Annotated in this window: 22 protein-coding genes, 1 riboswitch and 1 other annotated feature; of the genes, 18 read left to right on the top strand and 4 right to left on the bottom strand. The window is 39.1% G+C overall.

Translation table 11 applies throughout. The annotated features are described in order from the left end of the window. Window positions 1–13: 13 nt before the first annotated feature. The 8 genes from BM137_RS08490 to rpsN all read left to right on the top strand — a co-directional run bounded on the left by BM137_RS08490 (window position 14) and on the right by rpsN (window position 6,073). Window positions 14–892: a carbohydrate ABC transporter permease gene (locus BM137_RS08490; protein ID WP_218147509.1), complete on the top strand. Its 879-nt coding sequence runs from the start codon at window positions 14–16 to the stop codon at window positions 890–892. An 18-nt stretch (window positions 893–910) separates the two neighbouring features. Continuing rightward, a complete protein-coding gene (locus tag BM137_RS08485; protein WP_092480739.1) occupies window positions 911–2,194 on the top strand; it encodes an ABC transporter substrate-binding protein in 1,284 nt (427 codons plus the stop codon). An 84-nt stretch (window positions 2,195–2,278) separates the two neighbouring features. Further along, a complete protein-coding gene (locus BM137_RS08480; RefSeq protein ID WP_092480738.1) occupies window positions 2,279–2,920 on the top strand; it encodes a hypothetical protein in 642 nt (213 codons plus the stop codon). 302 nt (window positions 2,921–3,222) lie between these two features. Beyond that, a complete protein-coding gene (gene mazE, locus BM137_RS08475) occupies window positions 3,223–3,447 on the top strand; it encodes a type II toxin-antitoxin system PemI/MazE family antitoxin (RefSeq protein ID WP_092480737.1) in 225 nt (74 codons plus the stop codon). Window positions 3,448–3,674: 227 nt separating this feature from the next. Beyond that, the gene (locus BM137_RS08470; RefSeq protein WP_244887677.1) at window positions 3,675–4,529 is read left to right on the top strand and encodes an AAA family ATPase; all 855 of its coding nucleotides are present in this window, start codon (window positions 3,675–3,677) and stop codon (window positions 4,527–4,529) included. Between the two features lie 21 nt (window positions 4,530–4,550). Further along, the gene (locus BM137_RS08465; protein ID WP_092480736.1) at window positions 4,551–5,189 is read left to right on the top strand and encodes a uridine kinase family protein; all 639 of its coding nucleotides are present in this window, start codon (window positions 4,551–4,553) and stop codon (window positions 5,187–5,189) included. A 33-nt stretch (window positions 5,190–5,222) separates the two neighbouring features. Further along, window positions 5,223–5,660, top strand: coding sequence for an ASCH domain-containing protein (locus BM137_RS08460; RefSeq protein WP_092480735.1), 438 nt, complete (start codon window positions 5,223–5,225; stop codon window positions 5,658–5,660). A gap of 143 nt (window positions 5,661–5,803) precedes the next feature. Next, a complete protein-coding gene (gene rpsN / locus BM137_RS08455) occupies window positions 5,804–6,073 on the top strand; it encodes a 30S ribosomal protein S14 (protein WP_092480734.1) in 270 nt (89 codons plus the stop codon). Between the two features lie 140 nt (window positions 6,074–6,213). On the opposite strand, the gene BM137_RS08450 is transcribed toward rpsN, so the two are convergent. Beyond that, window positions 6,214–7,017: a formate/nitrite transporter family protein gene (locus BM137_RS08450; protein WP_230525069.1), complete on the bottom strand. Its 804-nt coding sequence runs from the start codon at window positions 7,015–7,017 to the stop codon at window positions 6,214–6,216. 386 nt (window positions 7,018–7,403) lie between these two features. Further along, window positions 7,404–7,631: a binding site (T-box leader), on the top strand. A 91-nt stretch (window positions 7,632–7,722) separates the two neighbouring features. On the opposite strand from BM137_RS08450, the gene BM137_RS08445 reads away from it, so the two are divergent. From BM137_RS08445 to BM137_RS08435, 3 genes are all read left to right on the top strand, one after another. Further along, a complete protein-coding gene (locus tag BM137_RS08445) occupies window positions 7,723–8,925 on the top strand; it encodes an argininosuccinate synthase (protein ID WP_092480733.1) in 1,203 nt (400 codons plus the stop codon). Continuing rightward, on the top strand, window positions 8,926–10,269 hold the full coding sequence (gene argH, locus BM137_RS08440; RefSeq protein WP_092480732.1) for an argininosuccinate lyase: 1,344 nt from the start codon (window positions 8,926–8,928) through the stop codon (window positions 10,267–10,269). 81 nt (window positions 10,270–10,350) lie between these two features. Continuing rightward, window positions 10,351–10,890 (top strand): GNAT family N-acetyltransferase, encoded by a 540-nt coding sequence (locus BM137_RS08435; protein WP_092480829.1) that lies wholly within the window; start codon window positions 10,351–10,353, stop codon window positions 10,888–10,890. A 231-nt stretch (window positions 10,891–11,121) separates the two neighbouring features. Here the strand turns inward: BM137_RS08435 and BM137_RS08430 are convergent, their stop codons facing one another. Continuing rightward, a complete protein-coding gene (locus BM137_RS08430; protein ID WP_092480731.1) occupies window positions 11,122–11,430 on the bottom strand; it encodes a hypothetical protein in 309 nt (102 codons plus the stop codon). 411 nt (window positions 11,431–11,841) lie between these two features. On the opposite strand from BM137_RS08430, the gene BM137_RS08425 reads away from it, so the two are divergent. The 3 genes from BM137_RS08425 (at window position 11,842) to BM137_RS08415 (ending at window position 14,808) form a co-directional block, all read left to right on the top strand. Next, complete coding sequence (locus tag BM137_RS08425) at window positions 11,842–13,638, top strand: purple acid phosphatase family protein (RefSeq protein WP_092480730.1); 1,797 nt, start codon at window positions 11,842–11,844, stop codon at window positions 13,636–13,638. A gap of 149 nt (window positions 13,639–13,787) precedes the next feature. Continuing rightward, window positions 13,788–14,396 carry a DUF1819 family protein gene (locus tag BM137_RS08420; protein WP_092480729.1) on the top strand — a complete coding sequence of 203 codons (609 nt, stop codon included), beginning with the start codon at window positions 13,788–13,790 and terminating at the stop codon, window positions 14,394–14,396. Window positions 14,397–14,421: 25 nt separating this feature from the next. Then, window positions 14,422–14,808 carry an iron chaperone gene (locus BM137_RS08415; RefSeq protein WP_092480728.1) on the top strand — a complete coding sequence of 129 codons (387 nt, stop codon included), beginning with the start codon at window positions 14,422–14,424 and terminating at the stop codon, window positions 14,806–14,808. A 69-nt stretch (window positions 14,809–14,877) separates the two neighbouring features. Here the strand turns inward: BM137_RS08415 and nrdG are convergent, their stop codons facing one another. Together nrdG and nrdD are read right to left on the bottom strand one after the other, a co-directional pair. After that, window positions 14,878–15,429: an anaerobic ribonucleoside-triphosphate reductase activating protein gene (gene nrdG, locus BM137_RS08410; protein ID WP_092480727.1), complete on the bottom strand. Its 552-nt coding sequence runs from the start codon at window positions 15,427–15,429 to the stop codon at window positions 14,878–14,880. Then, the gene (gene nrdD, locus BM137_RS08405) at window positions 15,422–17,605 is read right to left on the bottom strand and encodes an anaerobic ribonucleoside-triphosphate reductase (protein ID WP_092480726.1); all 2,184 of its coding nucleotides are present in this window, start codon (window positions 17,603–17,605) and stop codon (window positions 15,422–15,424) included. The genes nrdG and nrdD overlap by 8 nt, the downstream gene beginning before the upstream one ends. A gap of 217 nt (window positions 17,606–17,822) precedes the next feature. Then, window positions 17,823–17,968, top strand: a riboswitch (Lysine riboswitch). A gap of 100 nt (window positions 17,969–18,068) precedes the next feature. Here nrdD and BM137_RS08400 point away from each other — a divergent pair. The 4 genes from BM137_RS08400 to BM137_RS08385 all read left to right on the top strand — a co-directional run bounded on the left by BM137_RS08400 (window position 18,069) and on the right by BM137_RS08385 (window position 21,071). Next, window positions 18,069–19,040, top strand: coding sequence for a diaminopimelate dehydrogenase (locus tag BM137_RS08400; RefSeq protein WP_092480725.1), 972 nt, complete (start codon window positions 18,069–18,071; stop codon window positions 19,038–19,040). A gap of 77 nt (window positions 19,041–19,117) precedes the next feature. Further along, window positions 19,118–19,540, top strand: a complete 423-nt coding sequence (locus BM137_RS08395; protein WP_092480724.1) for a GNAT family N-acetyltransferase — start codon at window positions 19,118–19,120, stop codon at window positions 19,538–19,540. A gap of 148 nt (window positions 19,541–19,688) precedes the next feature. Continuing rightward, a complete protein-coding gene (locus BM137_RS08390; protein ID WP_092480723.1) occupies window positions 19,689–20,111 on the top strand; it encodes a MerR family transcriptional regulator in 423 nt (140 codons plus the stop codon). 108 nt (window positions 20,112–20,219) lie between these two features. Further along, the gene (locus tag BM137_RS08385) at window positions 20,220–21,071 is read left to right on the top strand and encodes an aldo/keto reductase (protein ID WP_092480722.1); all 852 of its coding nucleotides are present in this window, start codon (window positions 20,220–20,222) and stop codon (window positions 21,069–21,071) included. Window positions 21,072–21,080 lie beyond the last annotated feature (9 nt).

Raw genomic sequence — 21,080 nt, 5'->3', positions numbered from 1 at the left:
AGGAGTTAAGGGAATGGAGTTATCTCAAGAAAATACACCAATCAAGGTGAAATATAAAAGTAAAAGCAAAGCGAATAAAGTCCAGCGTTTCTTAATATACTTGATGTTGATTCTTCTATCTGTTATTTTTCTGACGCCCTTTTTATGGATGATCTTTACTGCATTTAAACCAGAAAATGAGGCTATGGCTTTTCCACCAAGTATACTGCCTAAAATCTGGGACTGGGAAAATTTCAAAGAAGTTTTTGATATCGTCCCATTTGCAACATTCTATAAGAATTCTCTTTTAGTTGCAGGATTAGGAACGTTGGGGACTGTTGTTTCCAGTTCATTGGTAGCCTATGGGTTTGCTCGGATCAAAGCTACAGGTAGAGGCGTCTGGTTTGCGCTTTTGATGTCAACTTTAATGTTGCCGCCGCAAGTAACCATGATACCGGTCTATGTAATTTGGTCTAAATTAGGTTTTGTCGATACATTGGTCCCGTTGATTTTGCCAGCGTTTTTCGGAAATTCGTACTATATTTTCTTATTGAGACAGTTTTTCCGGACGATTCCTAAAGAAGTAGAAGAATCTGCTTATTTAGATGGAGCATCCACATTCCAAATTTACTGGAAATTGATTTTACCGATGTCTCGTGCTTCGATCATCACGGTTACTCTACTCAGCTTCATGGGATTCTGGAATGACTTTATGACACCGTTGATTTATTTGCAAAGTATGGAAAACTATACATTGGCAATCGGGGTCATGCAGTTCCAAGGGGCTTTAACGGTTTATTGGGGACCTATGATGGCTGCAAGTGCATTAATGTTGTTACCGCTGATCGTTATTTTCTTTACAGGTCAAAAATATTTTGTTGAAGGTATTGCTACTCAAGGAAATAAAGGATAAAAAATTGGAGGGAATATCATGAAATTTGGTAAAAAAGCGTTGTACTCATTGGCTTTATTAGGAGCAACATTATTAGCAGGCTGCGGCGGAAGCGATGCTGCAGATTCAGCAGAAACATCAGGTAACGGAGAAGAGCCGATCACATTAACAATCATGACTTGGAACAATAACCCTGAAGGAACTAAGAAAGAACAAGAAATTTTAGATGCTTTTACAAAGGAAAATCCACATATTACGATCAAACAAGTTTCAGCTACTTACGATGAATACAATGAACGTGTATTGACGATGGCTGCAGGTGGGAACTTGCCGGATTTGATTTGGACACAACCAGCAGGGTATGCAACTTTTGTTGAGAACGGCTTACTGATGGACCTTTCAGATCAAGTTGATAAATTGGATCTAGATGAATTGCAGCCAGGTGTTATTGAATTAGGACAAGTAGATGGCACTCAATACGGAATGATTCGTGACCGTTCAACTGTTCAAATGGCTTATAATAAAGATATGTTCGACGAAGCAGGTATTGAATATCCAGAAGACGACTGGACAATGGATGAATTTTTAGAAACTGCTAAAGCGTTGACTGTCAAAGATGGAGACAGAACGACTCAATTCGGTATTGAAAACTTTTACTTGAAAGAATTGTTGACTGCACATGGAACGAACATTATGGATCCTGAAACAGCTGAGATTACGTTAGATGCTCCTAAAACAATTGAAGCGATTGAATTAAGCCAAGCAATGATCAATGAGTACAACGTTCAACCGACAGGTGCACAAACAGAAGGAATGTCCAGCTTATTCCTATCTGGTGTGGCTGGAATGAGTATGGCTGGTCCTTGGGACTGGGTCGAATTTGAAAAAAATGCTGCCTTTGAGTTTGACATCGTTCCGCTTCCAAGCGCAAGCGACAAAGGAACCTTATCTCCAGCTGCTTACCTTCCAATCAGTATCAATGCCGAAACAGATTACCCAGAAGAAGCTTGGGAATTGCTAGAGTTCTTAACTTACGGCGGGGGACAAGATATCCAAGCTGATATTGCTTCTGCTGTACCGGTTGTAAACAGAGCTACTGATGATGTACTTTCTTTTGCTGGTGCACCAGACAACGCACAAGCATTGGTTGATCAATTGGAGAACGGCAGTGTTGTACCTAACACACCATACCAAAAAGACGTGCCAGAAATTGAAAATCGTGTTACAGCTTTAGTAGAAACATTGAACCTAAACAACACACCAGTTGAAGGTCCATTGAAAGAACTAGCTGAAGAATTGAGAGCTGAATTTGGATTGAAATAATCTGATCGTTCACACGCAAAAACTGAAGGGAAACTTCCTTCAGTTTTTGTGTCATGATAAAAATTGGTAAAAGAGGGATAGAAAATGAAACAAAAAGTGACGAGGATGGACGTATTTGTAACCAAGTTATATGGACTAACGGAATTTGTCTACGAAATAATCAAAAACAGCTTCTTTTTCTGGTGTTATCTCGTCAGGGGATTTGGAGTGATCACTTTACTGGCTTCTATTAAAGCACTAGTGTTAGTCAGCTTAGACATTGTACAGAAGGAAAGAAAACAAACTTTTTCCAACTTCAAAAACAATTACCAAAACACAGATCGAAACAGATTCCAATCACTGCTTGTCTTTTTTCTATTCTTTTACTTGATTCTACTTGTGTTGATACCATTCCCGAGTTCAATGGCTGGATCTATGTGGTATGGAGCAAAATACGCAGCCTTGTTGATGATTGTGTTGGGAGGGGTCATATTATTCACCAAACCTCTATTTGAAAAATTAGTCCCTGATTTCAAATGGACCCTGCCAGCTCAAATCTATCTTCTTGTCAAAAGTGCTAAATGGTTGCTGTTGCTAATAGGAGGTCTGGTTATTGTATTCTGGTTTAGTTTACAAAATATGATTTTTTTCTTTGCTTTTGCGCCCGGGATATTAGGTGTTTTGACTTCAGCCATCGGAGAAAAAGTGATTCAAAAAGTATTAGGGGAGAATTACTTAAATAATTAAGAAGCTAAAAGCATCAGTTTACTGATGCTTTTTTATATTGCTGATCTCACTTCAAATTTTAGTCCAGTCTTGTAAATTGACAGTGAAACAAAGCCAGAGTAAAGTATTTGGTGAAGCATCGTTTATTCCTTCGATAATCAACTCCTCTGATAAAAAAGTCCGTGTGATGTATTCAGTTGTACACTCTCGTTGTCTATGAAGTTATCCTCTTGATTCTGCCAAGCGAAGCAGCAAAAAATCTTATTATACTGCAAATGCAAATAGTGCAACTAATAATGATGTTGAACTAAGGAGAGATTTGTATGATGACGACTAAGGCTGAAAAACAAGGGAATGCCATGATTATTACCCTTCCAGAGTTTTTAGAGGTTAAAGATGGAGAAGAGTTCTTTATTGTCAAAAAAGAAAATGGAATCATTGTATTGGTTCCTAAACTTGAAGATCCTTTTGAATACGCTGAAAATGGGAAGCTTTATATTTCCAATGAGAGCATGGATCATTTTCCAGTTGCCCATAAATTTGATTAGCTTCATATTTTATTTAAATCTACTAATTGAACAAAAATGAGATACCTTGCTGGAAGAATATTCTAGTGAGGTTTTTTAAGTTTCTCAAATTTCAAAACAGATATCCCATAGAGCAATTTACAAAAACAGATTCCTATATCCTATTAAAATCAGCTAGATAAAGTTGTACTTACTCCACTACTTACTGCATAATATAAGAAAAGTCTCGTTAGGTGAGGAGGATTACATTGCGTTATTTAAAAGCTATGACTTTTCCAGATCAAGAAGTGGAGTTTGATTTCTTTATGAATATTAAGCGGACGGTGTATGATACATACTATCCTTTTCAAATTTTGAGCAAAAAACAGGTAGAACAGTTGGCTTTTGAACCGATCACGATTTTGTATGGCGGAAATGGATCTGGAAAAACGACTGTGCTCAATATTATTGCCGAAAAGATCGAACTGGAAAGAGATTCACTGTTCAATAAATCTAATTTTTTCACAGATTATTTGTGGTACTGCGGAGTTGAATTGGAGCAGACTGTTCCTTCTCATAGCCGAATCATTACGAGTGACGATGTATTTGATTACATTTTGAATGTCCGAACGCTCAATGAAGGAATCGATTTGAAACGGGAAGAGTTGTTTGAAGAATACTTAGATGCTAAGTATTCTCAATTCCAAATGAAATCCTTAGAAGATTACGAACAATTGAAAAAAGTTTCGGATGCAAGAAGAAAGACGCAGTCTCGGTATGTCAGACAAGAATTGATGGACAATGTGATAGAGCAGTCGAATGGCGAGAGTGCTTTTCGCTATTTCACGGAGAAAATTGAAGAGAATGGGTTGTATTTGTTGGATGAGCCAGAGAATAGTCTTTCACCTAAACGCCAACTGGAATTGATGAAATTTATAGAAGATTCTGCCCGCTTTTTTGGATGTCAGTTTATTATTTCTACGCATTCCCCTTTTTTATTATCGTTGAAAGAAGCTAAAATTTACGATTTGGACAGCGAACCAGTAGAAGTAAAAAAATGGACACAGCTGGAAAATGTCCGCACTTTTTATGATTTTTTCAAGCAACATGAAGATAAATTCTAGTAAGTTGCAGGAGGGTTAAGGATGGATGAAGTAGTAAAAGCAGTCATAGATGCAGTCAATAACGCAGAAAGAAGGCTCTTTATAGCCATTTCTGGACATGGAGCAGCTGGGAAAACGACTTTTTCAAATCAGCTCCTCAAAGCTTTTGGAAAAGAAAACGTTTCATACCTCAATACAGATGCGTATATTATTTCTTCAGCTTTACGTAAATACACCACCATAGAATATGCATATGAAAATACGATCCACCGGTCTAAATTGACCGCCTGTCATCCATCCGCGCATCATGTTCTTTCTTTGGAACGAGATATCAAAATGCTGCGAGAAGGGATGGAATTATATACAATCGATATGCCGTATGCCAAAAGTGAATTACTTACCCCTAAACCGATCACGATCGTCGAGGGAATGAGCGCAGCTTTTGTAGACCCTGCTTTGTTTGATTTGAGCATTTATTTTTATACGGATGATGAGACTGAACTGGTCAGAAGATACGGTCGGGACATCACAGAAAGAGGAGCAGACAGAAATTATCTGCGCCGTTCACACGAAGAGCGGAGAATCCAATACCGATTGTTCATGCATTCTTACAGTTACAACTTTGATATTGTTGTCAAAAGTACTAATGAAGCTGTAACGATTGAGAAAATAATCTTATAGAAATAGGGGCAGCTAGTAGAAAGGATGAAGCAAATGCAAGCGAGTGAATTATGGGATCAATTTGTTACTGAGCACCCAGAGTATAAAAATAAGTCTTATGAAGCTTGGAACTATGGGGTAGACCCAGATGAATTGGCGCACTTGACTAAAGATGGCACTAAAACAGCGACTACTTCGGGTCATGAATTGTATGCGTTGGAAGGCGAAGAATTGCCAAAAGAAAATGAATACAGTGTTATTCTAGATAGCAATAATCAGGCAGTATGCATCACAAAAACAACTAGAGTGTATGTCGTACCTTTCAACGAAGTAACAGCAGATCATGCTTTTAAAGAAGGAGAAGGAGACAGAACATTAGCTTACTGGAAAAAGGTCCATACTGATTTTTTTGTCAACGAATATAAGCAGTCAAACACAATTTTTAAAGAAGATTCTTTAGTGGTTTGTGAGGAATTTGAAGTGATATACTAGGCGATTGAATCTTGAGCAAGGTCTACATATTTTGTACAAAAATAGCGAAAATACAAGGATTTCTTTCTTGTTATACTTTCAATTAGTAAGTAATGGGAGTATAATAGATACCTAAACTAAAGAAAAAGGTAGAGAATGTATACATGGCCAAGAAATCAAAAATTGCTAAGTTCAAAAAACAACAACAACTTGTCGAACAATATGCAGAAGTCCGTCGCGAATTAAAAGCAGCAGGAGACTACGAAGCATTAGCCGCCTTGCCAAAAGATTCCAATCCTGTCCGTTTAAACAACCGCGATCTTACTGATGGTCGTCCTAGAGGTTACATGCGCAAATTTGGGATGTCCCGTATCCATTTTAGAGAATTGGCACACAAAGGAGAAATTCCTGGAGTGAAAAAAGCCAGCTGGTAAAGCAAAATTTATTGGAAAACAAAATATAACATAAAAGACACTCTCTTTTTTTAGAGGGTGTCTTTTTTCGGTATACGCCTGTTTGTTAAAAAGAAGTGGACTCGAACTTAGAGTCCACTTCTTTATTTTTATATAGTAGTTTAGTCGCTGTAGCTTGTTTTTCCATTATTCAACCAAGAGTAATTCAATCCCATGATCAATCCGCCGCCGACATAGTTGCCTAGTGTTGCCAGAACGATATTGATGACCACTGCAGCTATTGTCATTCCAGGAACGTTTCCGCCACTGGCAAAGTAAGCTAGAGAGAAAGAAGAGAAGTTGGCAATAACGTGTTCAAAACCAAGAAAAGCAAAAATGAAGATCAGAAACACGATGGAAATGACTTTTCCAGCATCGTCTTTCATGCGCATAGTCACGAAGAAAGCTATGTTGACGACCATGTTGGCAAAAATAGCTTCTACAAATATTTGTAATGGAGCTTTCGCTAATTTCCCGGCTACTGCTGTCACTAAAAAGTGGTCCGCAGCTACATCATGAAAAGCGCCCGTATAAGATAAAAGCCAGCTGATCACGAAAGCACCAATAGCGTTAAAAAGAATGCATGTCATTAAAATGGCTAAAGCTTTTTTCCAAGATAAAATTTTCCGATGAACAGCTGTTGTCATGTACATCATATTCGATGTACCCAATTCAGCGTTCAAATAAATAATCATAACTAAAGACCAAGTGAACATGAAAGCATAACCGAATTTGCCCCAGCCTGGAGCTAAGTGTTCCAACGAGTTACCTGTTCCGACAGCGATCGCTGTTCCTAAAGTCAAATAAAAACAGGCTAACATAGCACGCATAATGTAACGCCCAATACTATTATCAAATAAGTCCGCTTTTTTTAAGATACTTTTTTCAATATTCCCCATCATTCCTGTTGAGAAACCTTCTACCATATTTTTACCATTACCAGCAATCGTTTCATTCAGCTTTTGCGGCACTTTTTTCATCTCCATTCATCAAATGATTTACTTCACAAACCATATACTACATCATTTAAAATGAAAAAGGAATTGTTTACTTTCAGAAAATTTACTGAAAAGAAAAAATTGTCACAAAACTGCCTAAGATGATGAGATGGCTGGAAAAGAGTGTCCTAAAAGACTAAACTTGTGTACAAATCAGCTGGATGTTTTCTGGATTGTTTTTTAATGCACATATTCATTGTATACTGTATAAAAATAAAGGTTTATAAATGTAAAATGAATATTTTGTGAGAATAAGGGTTGACTTCCTCATGTAACTTTCGTACAATACTCACAACTTATAAAACCGAATACAGAAAAAATCAAGGATGAAGAGAGTAGATCAGAAATTTTTCTTACAGCGAGTTGGGATAGAGTGTAAGCCCATCAGAAAAAATCAGATTGAAGCGCACTTCATCGATGAAGAGGTGAACAACTAGTAGCTTCTTCCGCAGATCATGCGTTATTAAATTGAGGTGGATATGCCTATGAGCATGTCAACTAGAGTGGTACCGCGGATTAATGAACTTTGACCCGTCTCTTGCATATATGCAAGGGACGGTTTTTTTGTGCTTATTTCTCAAAAAATTCCCTTGCAACAAACAAAAAAACTGATTTGAAAAGGGGAAATATCAAATGACAAAAGAAAAAATCGTATTAGCTTATTCAGGCGGACTAGACACCTCAATCACAATTCCATGGTTAAAAGAAAATTACGATAGTGAGATCATTGCTGTTTGTGTAGATGTTGGACAAGTAGAAGATTGGGAAGAAGTAGAAAAAAAAGCACTGCTTTCAGGAGCAAGCAAGTTTTATTGTCCTCATGCAGCAGATGAATTTGCCAAAGAGTACATTTTCCCAGCTGTTTCAGCTCATGCGAAATATCAAGGAACTTATTTATTGGGAACGGCTCTTGCTCGTCCATTGATTGCGAAAAAATTGGTCGAGATCGCGCACTTAGAAAATGCGGTAGCGATTTGTCATGGGTGTACGGGAAAAGGAAATGACCAAGTGCGGTTTGAAATGGGGATCGCGGCTTTTGATTCTGAAATCAAGGTCATTGCTCCATGGCGCCAGTGGGACATCAAATCGCGGGAAGACGCTATTGATTATGCCATCCAAAAAGGCATTCCCATCACTTCTACAAAAGAAAAAATCTATTCTGAAGATGAAAACTTGATGCATATCAGCCATGAAGGCGGCGATATCGAAAGTCCAGCCAACTTCGTCAACTACGAATCGGTCCTTAAAATCACGAACGCATTAGAAAACACTCCTGATGAAGCTGAATTTGTGTCGATCACATTTGAAAAAGGGCTGGCTGTTGCGGTTAATGGATTGAAGATGGAGCCATCTGAAGTGTTGAGTACGCTGAATCATTTGAGCGGAAAACATGGAATCGGAGTGTTGGACTGGATTGAAGACCGGGCAATTGGGATGAAATCTCGTGGAATCTACGAAACGCCGGGCGGAGCTTTACTGATGGAAGCTCATGCGCGTCTAGAAAGTTTGACACTGACGAAAGAAACGATCAAATTGAAACAGATGATCAGTACGGAATATGCAGAATTGGTTTACAACGGGCAATGGTATTCACAAGCTAATCTGGCTATTAAAGCTTTTATGGATAAAACGCAAGAATGTGTCAACGGAGAAGTCCAACTGAAACTCTATAAAGGAAACATGCTTCCTTACAGCGTTACCAGCCCGAATCAATTGTTTGATGAAGATGTTTCTGGATTTGGAGAAGATGACTTGTTCAGTCACCATGACGCACGAGGTTATATCAATGTCATGACGCTGCCGACGAAAATCCAACAAAGAAAAGGAATGATTTAAATGGGAACATTATGGGGAGGCCGTTTTCAAGAAGAGGCTTCAGAATTGATGCAGTCGTTTAACGAATCGTTTTCGTTGGATAAGCGTCTATGGTATGAAGACATCACCGCCAGCATCGCACATATAACAATGTTAGGAGATTGCGAGATCATCTCGAAAGAAGAAAGTGAACTGCTGCAGCAAGAGCTGACCAAATTGTGTGAGGCTATTGGGCAAGACCCAAGTCTGTTGACCGGAAACTACGAAGATATCCATAGTTTTGTAGAAGCTAAAATGATTGAAGCTTGTGGAGATGCCGGGAAGAAAATGCATACTGCCAGAAGCCGAAATGACCAAGTGGCCGTGGATATGAAGTTGTATGTAAAGAAAAGCCTGACAGAATTGAGCGAATTGGCGCAGCAAATGATTAAGGTGTTTGGTGCAAAAGGGGAAGAAATGGCAGATGTGTTGATGCCGGCTTACACTCATTTGCAGCGGGCACAGATCGTTCCGTTCTCTTATGTGCTGGATGCTTATGCAGCGATGTTCGAGCGCGATGTGAAAAAAATCGACCAAGCGATCGAGTTGATGGATGAAAGTCCTTTAGGCGCGGGAGCTTTAGCGGGGACGACTTATGAAATCAATCGTCAGCAAACAGCGAGTCTATTGGGATTTGCTGGAGTGCAACACAATACATTGGATAGTGTCAGCAATCGAGATTTTATCATTGATGCATTGCATTGCTGTTCTAGTTTGATGATGCATATGAGCCGATTTGCAGAAGATTTCATTATCTATTCAAGCCAAGAGTTTAATTTTGTAGAGTTATCCGACCACTTTTCCACAGGAAGCAGCATGATGCCGCAGAAGAAAAATCCAGATGCATTGGAATTGATTCGCGGTAAGGCTGCTAAAGTGATCAGCTTACTAAATGCAATGTACGGAACGATGAAAGGTTTGCCGTTGAGTTACAACAAAGACATGCAAGAAGATAAAGCCATTTACTTTGAAGCGCTCGATACTACGACAGCTTGCGTCAAAATATTGACTGCAGTGACGGAAGAATTGAAAGTCAACGAAGACCGGTTGAAAGAAACGATTCACGAAGGATTTTTGAATGCGACCGAATTAGCAGATTACCTTGTACGCAAAGGCTTGCCGTTTAGAGAAGCACATGAGATCGTAGGAGAAATGGTTGTCTACGCGTTAGATAAAAAAACACAACTCCACGAATTGAAGTTGGAAGAGATGAAGCAGTTTTCAGCGGCTATTCAAGAAGACGTTTATACAGCCCTGCATCCAGATACGATTTTGCAGCAAGGGATCAAAAAAGATATGCTTCATTCTCATGTGAAATCTGTATAAACAGATCACACTTTTAAAGTCAAATAAGGTATGATTCTTGTAGAAGAACTTATTTTTCTTTGAAGGAGAGGAATGCAAGAGATGACCGATCAACTAGTTATTCGCCCAGTTGAACGAAGCGATTTGTTTCGATTGTGGGAATTGAGTTTTAAAGAAGAGTCACCGGAGTGGAAAAAATGGGATGCCCCTTATTTCCCTCATCGAGCTATGGATTATGAAACCTTTTTGCCTAAAGGAGAAAAATGGTTACACCAAGACGATTTTTGGGTCGTTGAAATGGAAGGTGAAGTCATTGGAATCGTTTCTTACTACTGGGAAGATAAAACGTCGCTGTGGTTGGAGATGGGGATTGTCTTGTATTCAGGAGATCGTTGGGGTAAAGGAATAGGGACAGATGTCTTAAAAGCTTGGATGAACCACCTGTTCACAACAATGCCGCTGGTCCGCGTCGGATTTACCACATGGTCCGGAAATAAGCGCATGATCCGAGTAGGAGAAAAATTAGGGATGCAAATGGAAGCCCGCATTCGAAAAGTCCGCTACTATAACGGAGAATACTACGATTCCATACGAATGGGTATTTTGCGTGAAGAGTGGGAAGAATTCACGAATAAAGCGTAAAGACTGCTCCTTGAGCAGTCTTTTTTTTTATAGATTTTAATAAAGTAATGGGGTTTTAAGGTTTTTCGGCCATGAGCGGTGTAAATTCGAGGTTAATGGCCGAATCAGAGAGGGTGCTCGGCCATGAAGCGATAGATTTTTTTGCTCATGGACTTATTGAAGCTCTAATTTGGCCATGACGATGATAATTAGTGTACTCATGGCTGATATAAGAAATTAGCAAAGCCGATTTTACAAAGCCAGCAACAGGACTATGACAAAAAAGAACAAAAACAAAGATAAATATTTGCCTAATGTAGCCCCTAAATCATTTTTGAACTTATAACCTAGGATCATAGCTGGTATGTAGAAAACAGCGGAATAAATGAATGTATAATGGATGCCCATATTACCGTTCGACCATGAATCCAGACCTATAAAGTTTAATATAGTATCTCCAATAGCCGCTCGATTATCAAATGAAAAAGAGAATAATACACCAGCTAAGACCAGCGCTAAAGAAAGTGAACCAATCCCAATTTGTTTATGTCTTTTGACCAAATGACTTCCTCCTTAATGAAGAATTGTTCTACAAATAAATAACGCGTTATTTATTTGTAGTTTAACACATTTATTTTGCTGAATTGACATCGTGAAAAAATAAATTCGGCCATGAGTGGTGTAAATTCGAGGCTCATGGCTGAATCAGAGAGGGTGCTCGGCCATGAAGCGATAGATTTCTTTGCTCATGGCTTTTTTGAACTCCTGATCCGGCCATGACGATGACAAATCCCCGGCTCATGGCCGAAAATCCCCCAAGAAACTAAATTCATAGTAAGCAAGATTCATTTGTAAAGACCTTTACTCAACTTTCACAGGGAGTTTGCAGGAAATATACATTCATTGTATAAAATGAATGCATAAGCCCAACTGATGGGGGCTTAATGGAATTTTAGTTTGGGAGGAAAGATAATGACGACAAATAGAAAGTACAAAAAGTTTTCTACGCCAAAAATCGCTGCAATGGTGTTGTTGGCACCAATGGTATTGTTTGGATGCGAGGCAAACTCAGGTTCAGAAGCCGACGAAGCAACTGCAACTGCCCAAGAGTCAACTGCATCAAATATGGAGTTGCTGGACACAAAACCAGAAGTAGCTGAGGTGGAAGTAAACAATGTACCCAATAGGATCATTACCACGATCAATGGAGATACCCAAACTCAAATGGGGTTCAATTGGTACACAACCAACCAATTTGATGACGCAAAAGTATGGGTCAGTACTGCTGAAGACTTGAGTGATGCACTCGTTTTTGAAGCAGAAAATACAGAAGTGACGAACCGTTATGCAGAACGAACAGAAGACGGATTTTATATTTATGCAGACGTGGAAAAAGATGAAGAAGGAAACACCGTTGAAGATGAAAATGGCGAACCTGTTGTGAACGGCTATTATACGGATGAGAATCAAAGCGGACCTGAATGGACCAGCGGAGATGCAGTGGGGTCGCTTGACTTGATTGATGTGACGGAATATTCTTATAAAGCATTAGCGACAGAGTTAGAACCTAACACAACTTATTACTATCAAGTAGGGAGCGAAACTGGGGAAAAGAGTGAAATTGGAACTTTCAACACAGCTGGAGAAGCTGGGGATGAGTTTACGTTCATCCAATACACTGATACTCAAAACGCTTATTGGAACGAGAACGTACAAAATGAAGCCGCTTATGGAGCTGACACTCTGGAGCAAGCCTTAGAAGTGTCAGAAGCAGATTTTGTTCTACATACAGGTGATGTGGTCGAAACAGCTGAAGTGGAAGACGAATGGGTGGATATTTTTTCTCAATCGCAAGAATCATGGATGCAGCAGCCGCTAGCAGTAGCACCAGGAAATCATGACGAGTATGCGTTGGAATATGGCGATCCTCAGTTGACAGAGAAATTCAATGAACACATCAATGTCCCTGTAACTAATGATCAAGTAAATGGCGGTTCGTATTACTCATTTGACTACAACGGGGTTCACTTTGTAGTTGCCAATACCAATGACAATAAAGAATCCGAGGACAATCCAGAAGGAAAAGCGATTGGAGAAGAACAGTTGGCTTGGATTGAAGAAGACATCAAACAAGCTCGTGAAGACGGGGCGAAATGGGTCATCTTAACGTATCACAAGCCGTTGTACTCTAAATCGTATCATTCTTTACAAGATGAAGATGTTCAAAAAGTCAGAGAAGAATTTATGCAAATGATTGATGAATTGGATGTCGACTTGGCTTTACAAGGACATGACCACGTCGTGTCTCGAACAAAATCATTGAATTTTGTGGCTACGGAAGAAAACTTCTCTAATGCAACGATCGATCAAGCAGAAGTTGTGTTGGATGAAAATAACGTAGAGTACTACAAAAATCCTTCAGGAACAGTATTTGTTTTGCCGAATACGGGAGGAACAAAAGCTTATGACGATATTTACAATAAACCTTTAGAACACATTCATGAAGTCAGACCTGAGCTGAATTGGATGACGCAAGAAAATGTCGATTACTATAACAATTTATTTGCTTATGGAAATCAACCTCAAAAAGAAGGGGTATTTGCAAATTCGCATTCCAACAACCGAGACTCTACTATTCAAAACTTTGCGGTTTACAATGTAGAAGGAAATGAATTGAAAGTCGAAATTTATCAAGTATTTGGGGACTTGGAAGAAGATGAAGAACGTGCAATCGAAAAAGTACATGAATTTGGGATCATGAAAGAATAAAATAGAAAAGGTTTTAAAAAGCAAGATAGTGTCTATCTATCTTGTTTTTTTTGCTCAAAAGTGAGGTTTAATAAATAGTTCTCACCTGTTGTCTGTGCAAATAAATGGTATACTGACATTAGACAATTCTAAGAGAAGAGTGAGGATATATGGCGGCTAAAAAGTACTTAACTACGTTGAATACACGATCATTTTTATATGAAGAGACCAAACAAGTAGCTTCCCTTTTGCATCAAGGGAAAAGACATGATGAAATAGCTGAAATCATTTGGGAAAAGAACCTTTTTCAATTAACCAGTGAAGATAGAGCGAACCGATTTTACAGTGAAATCCAGAAACGATTGGAAGAGTTGGATATTTACTTATTCAATCAATTTCTAGCAACAGATATACCGACCAGCAAAGCCATTTTGTTCTATGCTTTATTAAAAAAAGATCAACTGTTTTACGAATGGATGCGTGAAGTGGTGTGGGTCAAATTTTTAGTGTTGGATTGGCAAATCAGCAGAGAAGAGACGGAAGCCTTTTTCGAATTGAAAGCGATGCAAAATAAAACCGTAGCTAGTTGGACTCCAGAAACAAAAAGTCTGCTGATTGATTCTTACCATCGTGTGCTGCATGAAGTCGACATGGCAAATGTAGTGGAGGATGTTCTTCAATTGCAGCGATTGGCAATCAACGAAGACATCCGTACTTATTTGATCGAGAGAAAAGAAATCGAAATAGTAGAAGTGATGTTGGGAGAACTGATAGGATAGGACTCGAACAGTAAGGAGGGGAAACATGGCAAGATCTGAAGAAAATAGAACAGAAGTAGATGACTACATTCAGACATTCCCTGAGGATGTGCAGAAAATTCTGTACCGCATCCGTTCGATCATAAAAGAGGAAGCTCCAGAAGCGCAAGAAAAAATGAGTTACAGTATGGCCACTTATATTTTGAATGGGTTTATATTAGTTCATTTTGCAGGCTTTAAACATCATGTTGGCTTTTATCCGACACCTACGACAATTACACATTTTAAAGACAAAATCCAAGGGTACAAATACAGCAAAAACACGATTCAATTTCCTTTCCAACAACCGATCCCTTACGACTTGATTCGGGAGATCATCAGATACCGCGTCGAACAAAATGCAAAAAGTACAGAAGGAGAAGAAATGGAGTGAAATTTCTTTTTCAATAGACAAAAACGGACTGTTATATGACAGTCCGTTTTTGTCTATTCATTTAAGTCATTATTGTCCAGGTCTCCACAACACAACTTCTCCCGTTTCAATTGACTCAGGAACAGTGATGATTCGTTGATTGGAACTGCCGCGAAAAGCCAGCGTCAAATCTTTTAGTCCCAATTCAAAGCGGCCATCGACGACTACATCTAAATACTGCAGCAATTCTTTTTTATCTGCTGTGCCTTCCATCAGTTCGTCCCAAGTATAACCGGTCCAACTCCAAATGTCTTTTTGATGTTGAAATTCTTCTCGAACTCTGCGGCATAAAGATAGAGTGACCTCGGTATTTAAAAAAGGTTCTCCGCCTAATAAGGTCAAACCTTGGCAATATTCAGCACGCAAGTCTTCAATGATTTGATCTTCCAGTTCTTTTGTGTACGGTCTTCCGTAAGTAAACGACTGGGCTACTTTGTTGTAACACCCTTTGCAAGCAAATAAACACCCGCTGACGTATAAGCTGCAACGTACTCCTTCACCATCGACAAAATTGTACGGTTTATAGTCGGCAATGTAGTTCCGGCTGTAAGCAGCAGACGTCCATTCTATCGGGTTAGGCATTTTCGTCACGACCTTTCAAGTGTTTGACCCGTGACCGGATTTCTTTATGGCGTCCTGCTACCATCGGACGTTGTTGCGGATTTCCAAGGTAACCGCATGTCCGTTTGACAACATCGCACTCAGCCGGATCATGATTACCGCAAACAGGACATTTAAATCCAACTTCTGTAGGTTCAAATTCGCCTTTGAAATCACATTTGTAGCAATGATCAATCGGAGTGTTGGTGCCAAGGTAGCCTACTCGATCATAGGCATAATCCCATACTGCTTCCAGAGCTTTTGGATTGGTATCCAGTTTCGGGTATTCGCAGTAATGGATAAAGCCTCCAGAACAAAACTGCGGATAGTCTTTTTCAAAATCCAGCTTTTCAAAAGGAGTAGGATTTTTCCGGACGTCATAATGGAAACTATTTGTATAGTAGCCTTTAGCGGTAATGTCTGGGACCTCACCGAATTTTTCGGTATCCAGACGACAAAAACGATCCGTCAAACTTTCACTAGGAGTAGAATATACACTGAAGTGATAGCCGTATTCGTCTCCCCATTGATCAGCGGCATTTTTCAATTGTTTAACAATCTCCAGAGTAAATTCTTTTGCTTCAAGGTTCGCTTCCCAATCCTTCCCGTAAAAAGAAGCTGCGACTTCATATAATCCGATGTAACCGAGTGAAACAGTTGCTCGTTTGTGAGCAAATAAAGACGCTACAGATTCTCCGGGAGCGAGCCGCTGCCCAAATGCTCCATGTTGGTAAAGGATCGGCGCATTTTCAGGAAGAGCCTCTTCTACACGCTTAGCTTTATAAACGAGTGCATCTTTGGCTACAGCCAATCGAGAACGGAAAATGGTCCAAAAAAGTGTGAAGTCTCCATTTGCCTCTAAAGCCATTCGAGGCAAGTTCAGTGTCACTACACCTAAATTCATACGGCCAGCTGTGATATCTTGTCCTTGTTCATTCTTCCATCCTTGCAAGAAAGAGCGGCAACCCATCGGCGCTTTGAAGCTTCCAGTCAACTCCACGATTTTGTCGTAACTCAAAACGTCTGGATACATTCGCTTAGTAGAACATTCTATGGCTAACTGTTTGATATCGTAGTTAGGGTCGCTTGGGCTTAAGTTCAGTCCGCGTTTTAACGTAAAGATCAGTTTTGGGAAAATGGCTGTCCGTTTTTCTTTTCCTAAGCCTTGGATTCGAATCTGAAGAATTGCTTTTTGGATTTCTCTTTCGAACCAATTCGTTCCTAAACCAAAACCAATACTGGTAAAAGGTGTTTGGCCTTGAGAAGTATAAAGCGTGTTGATTTCATATTCCAAACTTTGCATCGCGTCATAAATGTCTTTTTGAGTTCGTTCTGTTACATAAGCTTGTTTTTTTTCAGGGTCTGAGATCCATTTGTCAGCTTCTGATTGATGCTTTTGATGATTGAGTTGTGCGTAAGGAGCCAACACTTCATCAATCCGGTCAAAGCTGCAGCCGCCATATTGACTGGAAGCCACATTTGCAATGATCTGAGCCGTTTGAGCAGCTGCAGTTTGGATAGAACGAGGACTTTCTACTTCAGCGTTCCCAATTTTGAACCCTTCAGCAAACATATTTTCAAAGTCGATCAAGCAGCAGTTGCTTAAAGGGGAGTAGGGTGTGTAGTCCAAATCATGATAATGGATGTCGCCTTTTTCGTGAGCATTGGCAACCGATTTAGGCAATAAACGAATACCGATCGTTTTTGCCACTATTCCAGCGGTCAAATCACGTTGGGTGTTGAATACATTGCTGTCTTTATTGGCGTTTTCGTTGACTACTGTCTTATCTTTTGCCATCAATTTCGTGATCATATAATCGATATCCCGATTTTGCTGGTGGGCACGTTGCTTACTCGTTTGGAATTCTTGGTAGTGTTCTAGAGTTGCCTGATAACCTTTTGATAATAGAACTTTTTTCACAAGACTATCTAAAAAAAGAGCAGAAACAACTTCCTCTTCTTCAAAACAAAGAGAATTTTCTATTTCATTAAGTAAATCATGAGCGTTAAAATCGGATAACTCTGTAGTATTCGCCGAACGGGCAGCTTTTAAAAGCGAACGTTTCAATTTAGAAGGTTGATACGGTTCTAAATGACCGTCATTTTTTTGGATAGTTAAAGGTTTATGTAAGACTGCGTTTTTTGGATGTGGTGACATATGACTTCCTGCTTTCTATATGATCTATTCTTTATTTTACCGCTAAAAAAATAAATAACAACTAAAAAAATACTATATGTATAACTTTTTTAATTACTTGAATACTACATGTTGTGTTTTAGTAAGTAGCTGCTGGTTATCACTTTCCGCTCTATAGGAATGAGTTGATTTCTAAAAAACCGTGTGTTAGGGTTAAGAAAATTAAACAGAATAGTCGATATAAGATAGAGGTCGCGGTTGTAAAGAGTAGCTTGTCGAAAGGTGCAGTCGCCGAAATGCTTTGAAGCATTGGGATCATATTAAATAAGTATGGTACTGTCAATTTTGAGATGCCCATCTCAAATGCGAAGAACTGCTTATATTGAGGGCAGAAGGAGAAAATCATGGGTGCCTTTTGCTCATGATTTTTTTGTTTATTTTCATGAACAATTATTCAATAAGGGATTTGGAAAGGGGAAACACGATGGCAATCAAAATTGGTATTGTAGGATATGGTAATTTAGGAAAAGGGGTAGAGACGGAGTTGGCCTTGAACCCGGATATGGAACTGACAGGTGTCTTTACACGAAGAGACCCTGCACAAGTACCAAGTAATGCAGCAGTTTATCCGTTGGACGAAATCACTGATTTTAAAGATAAGATCGATGTGTTGATCTTATGCGGAGGATCGAAGTCGGATATTCCTGTCCAAGCTCCTGTACTGCAACAGAATTTCCACACGGTAAACAGCTATGACAATCATGCTGAAATACCAGCTCACTTTGATAGTATCAATGAAACAGCCCTAACCAATCAGACAGTAGGAGTGATTGCGACTGGATGGGATCCTGGTTTGTTTTCATTGAATCGATTAGTTGCTGAGTCTGTATTGCCTAAAGGAGAAACGTACACGTTCTGGGGCAAAGGGGTCAGCCAAGGGCACAGCGACGCTATCAGACGAGTAGCGGGTGTTAAATTAGGCGTTCAATATACGCTTCCTAATGACGATTTGATCACGGAAATCAAAGAAGGAAAAGAAGTTTCCTACACAAAGACCTCTTCTCATAAACGAGTGTGCTATGTTGTACCTGAAGAGGGTGCAGATAAAGAGGGCATCACAAAAGATATCCAAACGATGAAAGATTATTTTGCAGAATACGAATCAGAAGTTCATTTTATAAATGAAGCAGAGTTCTACCAGCAGCATACAGGGATGCCGCATGGCGGACGTGTGATTCGTCGAGGGTATACGGATGAAGCGAATATGGCTGTTTATGAATTCAGCTTAGATTTGGACAGCAATCCTCAATTCACTGCAGCTGCAGCTATTGCTTATGCTCGAGCAGCCTATCGTTTAGCACAAGAAAAACAATACGGCGCCAAAACGGTTTTTGATATCGCACCAGCGTATCTTTCTCCAAAATCAGGAGCAGAGTTGCGGAAAGAACTGCTTTAAGGAGGGCTTAAATGACGTTGCTGTATGAAATCTTCTACTGATTATTAAGAAAAAATAAAATCAGAGGAGAAAACAACATGACAATTATCTTTAAAGAAAACCAACATCTGCCGGAAAAAGCTGTTCATGCTTTATACGATTCAGTGGGGTGGTCCGCTTATACGAAAGACATGGAAAAACTGTTAAGAGGCATCCGAAATTCTTTTACAATCACTGCGTATAAAGAACAGGAATTGATTGGATTAGTTAGGTATATTACTGATAAAGAGACGATTTTATTTGTACAAGATCTATTGGTGAAACCCGATTTTCAACACCAAGGAATTGGCGGCGAGCTGCTTGATCGAGTACTCAACAAGCATCCTAAGGTCAATCAAAATCTGCTGTTAACGGATCGAACAGAAAGTACTATTTCTTTCTACAAACGCCAAGGATTTAAAATGGCAGAGGATCTAGAAGCAGCCGCTTTCGTGAAAGACCGAAGATACGATGGAATGTGAGCGTTAGTTACAGTAGTTAAAAAGCAATCTCTTGTAGTGACCAAAGAGATTGCTTTTTTTCATTTCATCAACCATTTATATTTGTTGGTATGGAGTAAACTCCATAGTTTATAATACTAGTTAGTATGAATGTTTAGGAGGTTGAAAGATGAACATTAAAAGTGCAGCAAAGATGTTTGAATTATCGATAGATACGTTAAGGTATTATGAAAAAGTTGGTGTCATTCCGCCTGTCAAAAGAGATAAAAATGGTTACCGGAATTATACGACAATGGATTTGAACTGGATTTTTTTAGCAAAAAGTTTACGTAAAACAGGATTATCTATCGAATCAATGATTGAATTTGCAACATTAGCTCAATCTTCAGAAGACGTTTCAAAAGCGCAGAAAGAAATTCTTCATGACCAACTTCAACAGATAGAAACTCGCATTTTTGAAATGGAACAGGCCCGGGACTTGCTGGTTCATAAAATCGCTACTTATGATAAACATATAGCTCAATTTCAAGCAGGCCCTGTAGAAGAGAAAGATATCGAACAGTTGTGGAAAATGGCTCATGTTAAAGGATAGAATAAAGTTCTTGCTATGGAGTACACTCTATAGATTATAGTAGAGATCAATAATATTTATACTTAAATGTAAGCGGAATCTATTTTGATAAAGGAAGGAAAGTGTTGTATGAAAACAATAAGATTGAACAATGGCGTAGAAGTTCCCATTTTAGGATTCGGTACTTTTCAAATCACAGACCCGCAAGAAGCAGAAAATTCAGTTGTCCATGCGATCAAAGCGGGGTATCGACATATCGATACAGCCCAAAGCTATTTGAACGAAGAAGCTGTTGGGAGAGGAATCAAAAAGGCGGGTGCTTCAAGAGAAGAGTTGTTCATCACTACAAAAATTTGGATCAGTAATACGACTTATGATGGTGTATTGGAGTCATTCCAACGTTCTTTAGATAGATTGAATTTGGAGTATATTGATTTATTGCTTTTGCACCAACCGTATAATGACACATATGGCGCTTGGCGAGCAATGGAAAAATTACAGGAAGAGGGTAAGGTCCGTGCTATTGGAATCAGCAATTTTTCAGTTGCTAAAGCAGTCGACTTATCCCAATTTAATAAAACAACTCCCGCAGTAAATCAGATCGAAATCAATCCTTACCATCAGCAAAGTGAAATGATTGAAGAGTTAAGAGCTGAGGGAATCGTCTCAGAAGCATGGGCGCCATTTGCTGAAGGAAAGAACAACTTGTTTCAAAATCCCGTTTTAGCAACTATTGGGGCTAAATATAATAAAACGGTGGCTCAAGTAATTATTCGATGGTTAATCGAGCAGGATGTTATCGTATTAGCGAAGACTGTAAAACCAGAACGGATGGAAGAGAATTTATCTATCTTCGATTTTGCTTTAACTGAAGAAGACAAAGAAGCCATTAAAACATTAGATAAAAGCGAGAGCCAATTCTTCTCTCATGATGATCCTGAAATGATTAAAGCTTTAGCTGGTCGAATATTAGACGTTTAGATTTGTAAG

The sequence above is a fragment of the Desemzia incerta genome (assembly GCF_900115825.1).
Taxonomy (GTDB): domain Bacteria; phylum Bacillota; class Bacilli; order Lactobacillales; family Carnobacteriaceae; genus Desemzia; species Desemzia incerta.
This window is presented reverse-complemented; position numbering and strand designations above follow the sequence as displayed.

Excerpts from the sequence above, each read along its gene's own strand:
- BM137_RS08385 (WP_092480722.1), top strand. The coding sequence starts at position 20,220 with ATGAAAACAATAAGATTGAACAATGGCGTAGAAGTTCCCATTTTAGGA.
- BM137_RS08465 (WP_092480736.1), top strand. The coding sequence starts at position 4,551 with ATGGATGAAGTAGTAAAAGCAGTCATAGATGCAGTCAATAACGCAGAA.
- nrdG (WP_092480727.1), bottom strand. The coding sequence starts at position 15,429 with ATGCCTAACCCGATAGAATGGACGTCTGCTGCTTACAGCCGGAACTAC.
- BM137_RS08420 (WP_092480729.1), top strand. The coding sequence starts at position 13,788 with ATGGCGGCTAAAAAGTACTTAACTACGTTGAATACACGATCATTTTTA.
- BM137_RS08390 (WP_092480723.1), top strand. The coding sequence starts at position 19,689 with ATGAACATTAAAAGTGCAGCAAAGATGTTTGAATTATCGATAGATACG.
- BM137_RS08490 (WP_218147509.1), top strand. The coding sequence starts at position 14 with ATGGAGTTATCTCAAGAAAATACACCAATCAAGGTGAAATATAAAAGT.
- BM137_RS08485 (WP_092480739.1), top strand. The coding sequence starts at position 911 with ATGAAATTTGGTAAAAAAGCGTTGTACTCATTGGCTTTATTAGGAGCA.
- BM137_RS08460 (WP_092480735.1), top strand. The coding sequence starts at position 5,223 with ATGCAAGCGAGTGAATTATGGGATCAATTTGTTACTGAGCACCCAGAG.
- nrdD (WP_092480726.1), bottom strand. The coding sequence starts at position 17,605 with ATGTCACCACATCCAAAAAACGCAGTCTTACATAAACCTTTAACTATC.
- BM137_RS08435 (WP_092480829.1), top strand. The coding sequence starts at position 10,351 with ATGACCGATCAACTAGTTATTCGCCCAGTTGAACGAAGCGATTTGTTT.
- BM137_RS08450 (WP_230525069.1), bottom strand. The coding sequence starts at position 7,017 with ATGGTAGAAGGTTTCTCAACAGGAATGATGGGGAATATTGAAAAAAGT.
- rpsN (WP_092480734.1), top strand. The coding sequence starts at position 5,804 with ATGGCCAAGAAATCAAAAATTGCTAAGTTCAAAAAACAACAACAACTT.
- BM137_RS08425 (WP_092480730.1), top strand. The coding sequence starts at position 11,842 with ATGACGACAAATAGAAAGTACAAAAAGTTTTCTACGCCAAAAATCGCT.
- BM137_RS08395 (WP_092480724.1), top strand. The coding sequence starts at position 19,118 with ATGACAATTATCTTTAAAGAAAACCAACATCTGCCGGAAAAAGCTGTT.
- BM137_RS08480 (WP_092480738.1), top strand. The coding sequence starts at position 2,279 with ATGAAACAAAAAGTGACGAGGATGGACGTATTTGTAACCAAGTTATAT.
- BM137_RS08415 (WP_092480728.1), top strand. The coding sequence starts at position 14,422 with ATGGCAAGATCTGAAGAAAATAGAACAGAAGTAGATGACTACATTCAG.
- BM137_RS08400 (WP_092480725.1), top strand. The coding sequence starts at position 18,069 with ATGGCAATCAAAATTGGTATTGTAGGATATGGTAATTTAGGAAAAGGG.
- BM137_RS08445 (WP_092480733.1), top strand. The coding sequence starts at position 7,723 with ATGACAAAAGAAAAAATCGTATTAGCTTATTCAGGCGGACTAGACACC.
- argH (WP_092480732.1), top strand. The coding sequence starts at position 8,926 with ATGGGAACATTATGGGGAGGCCGTTTTCAAGAAGAGGCTTCAGAATTG.
- mazE (WP_092480737.1), top strand. The coding sequence starts at position 3,223 with ATGATGACGACTAAGGCTGAAAAACAAGGGAATGCCATGATTATTACC.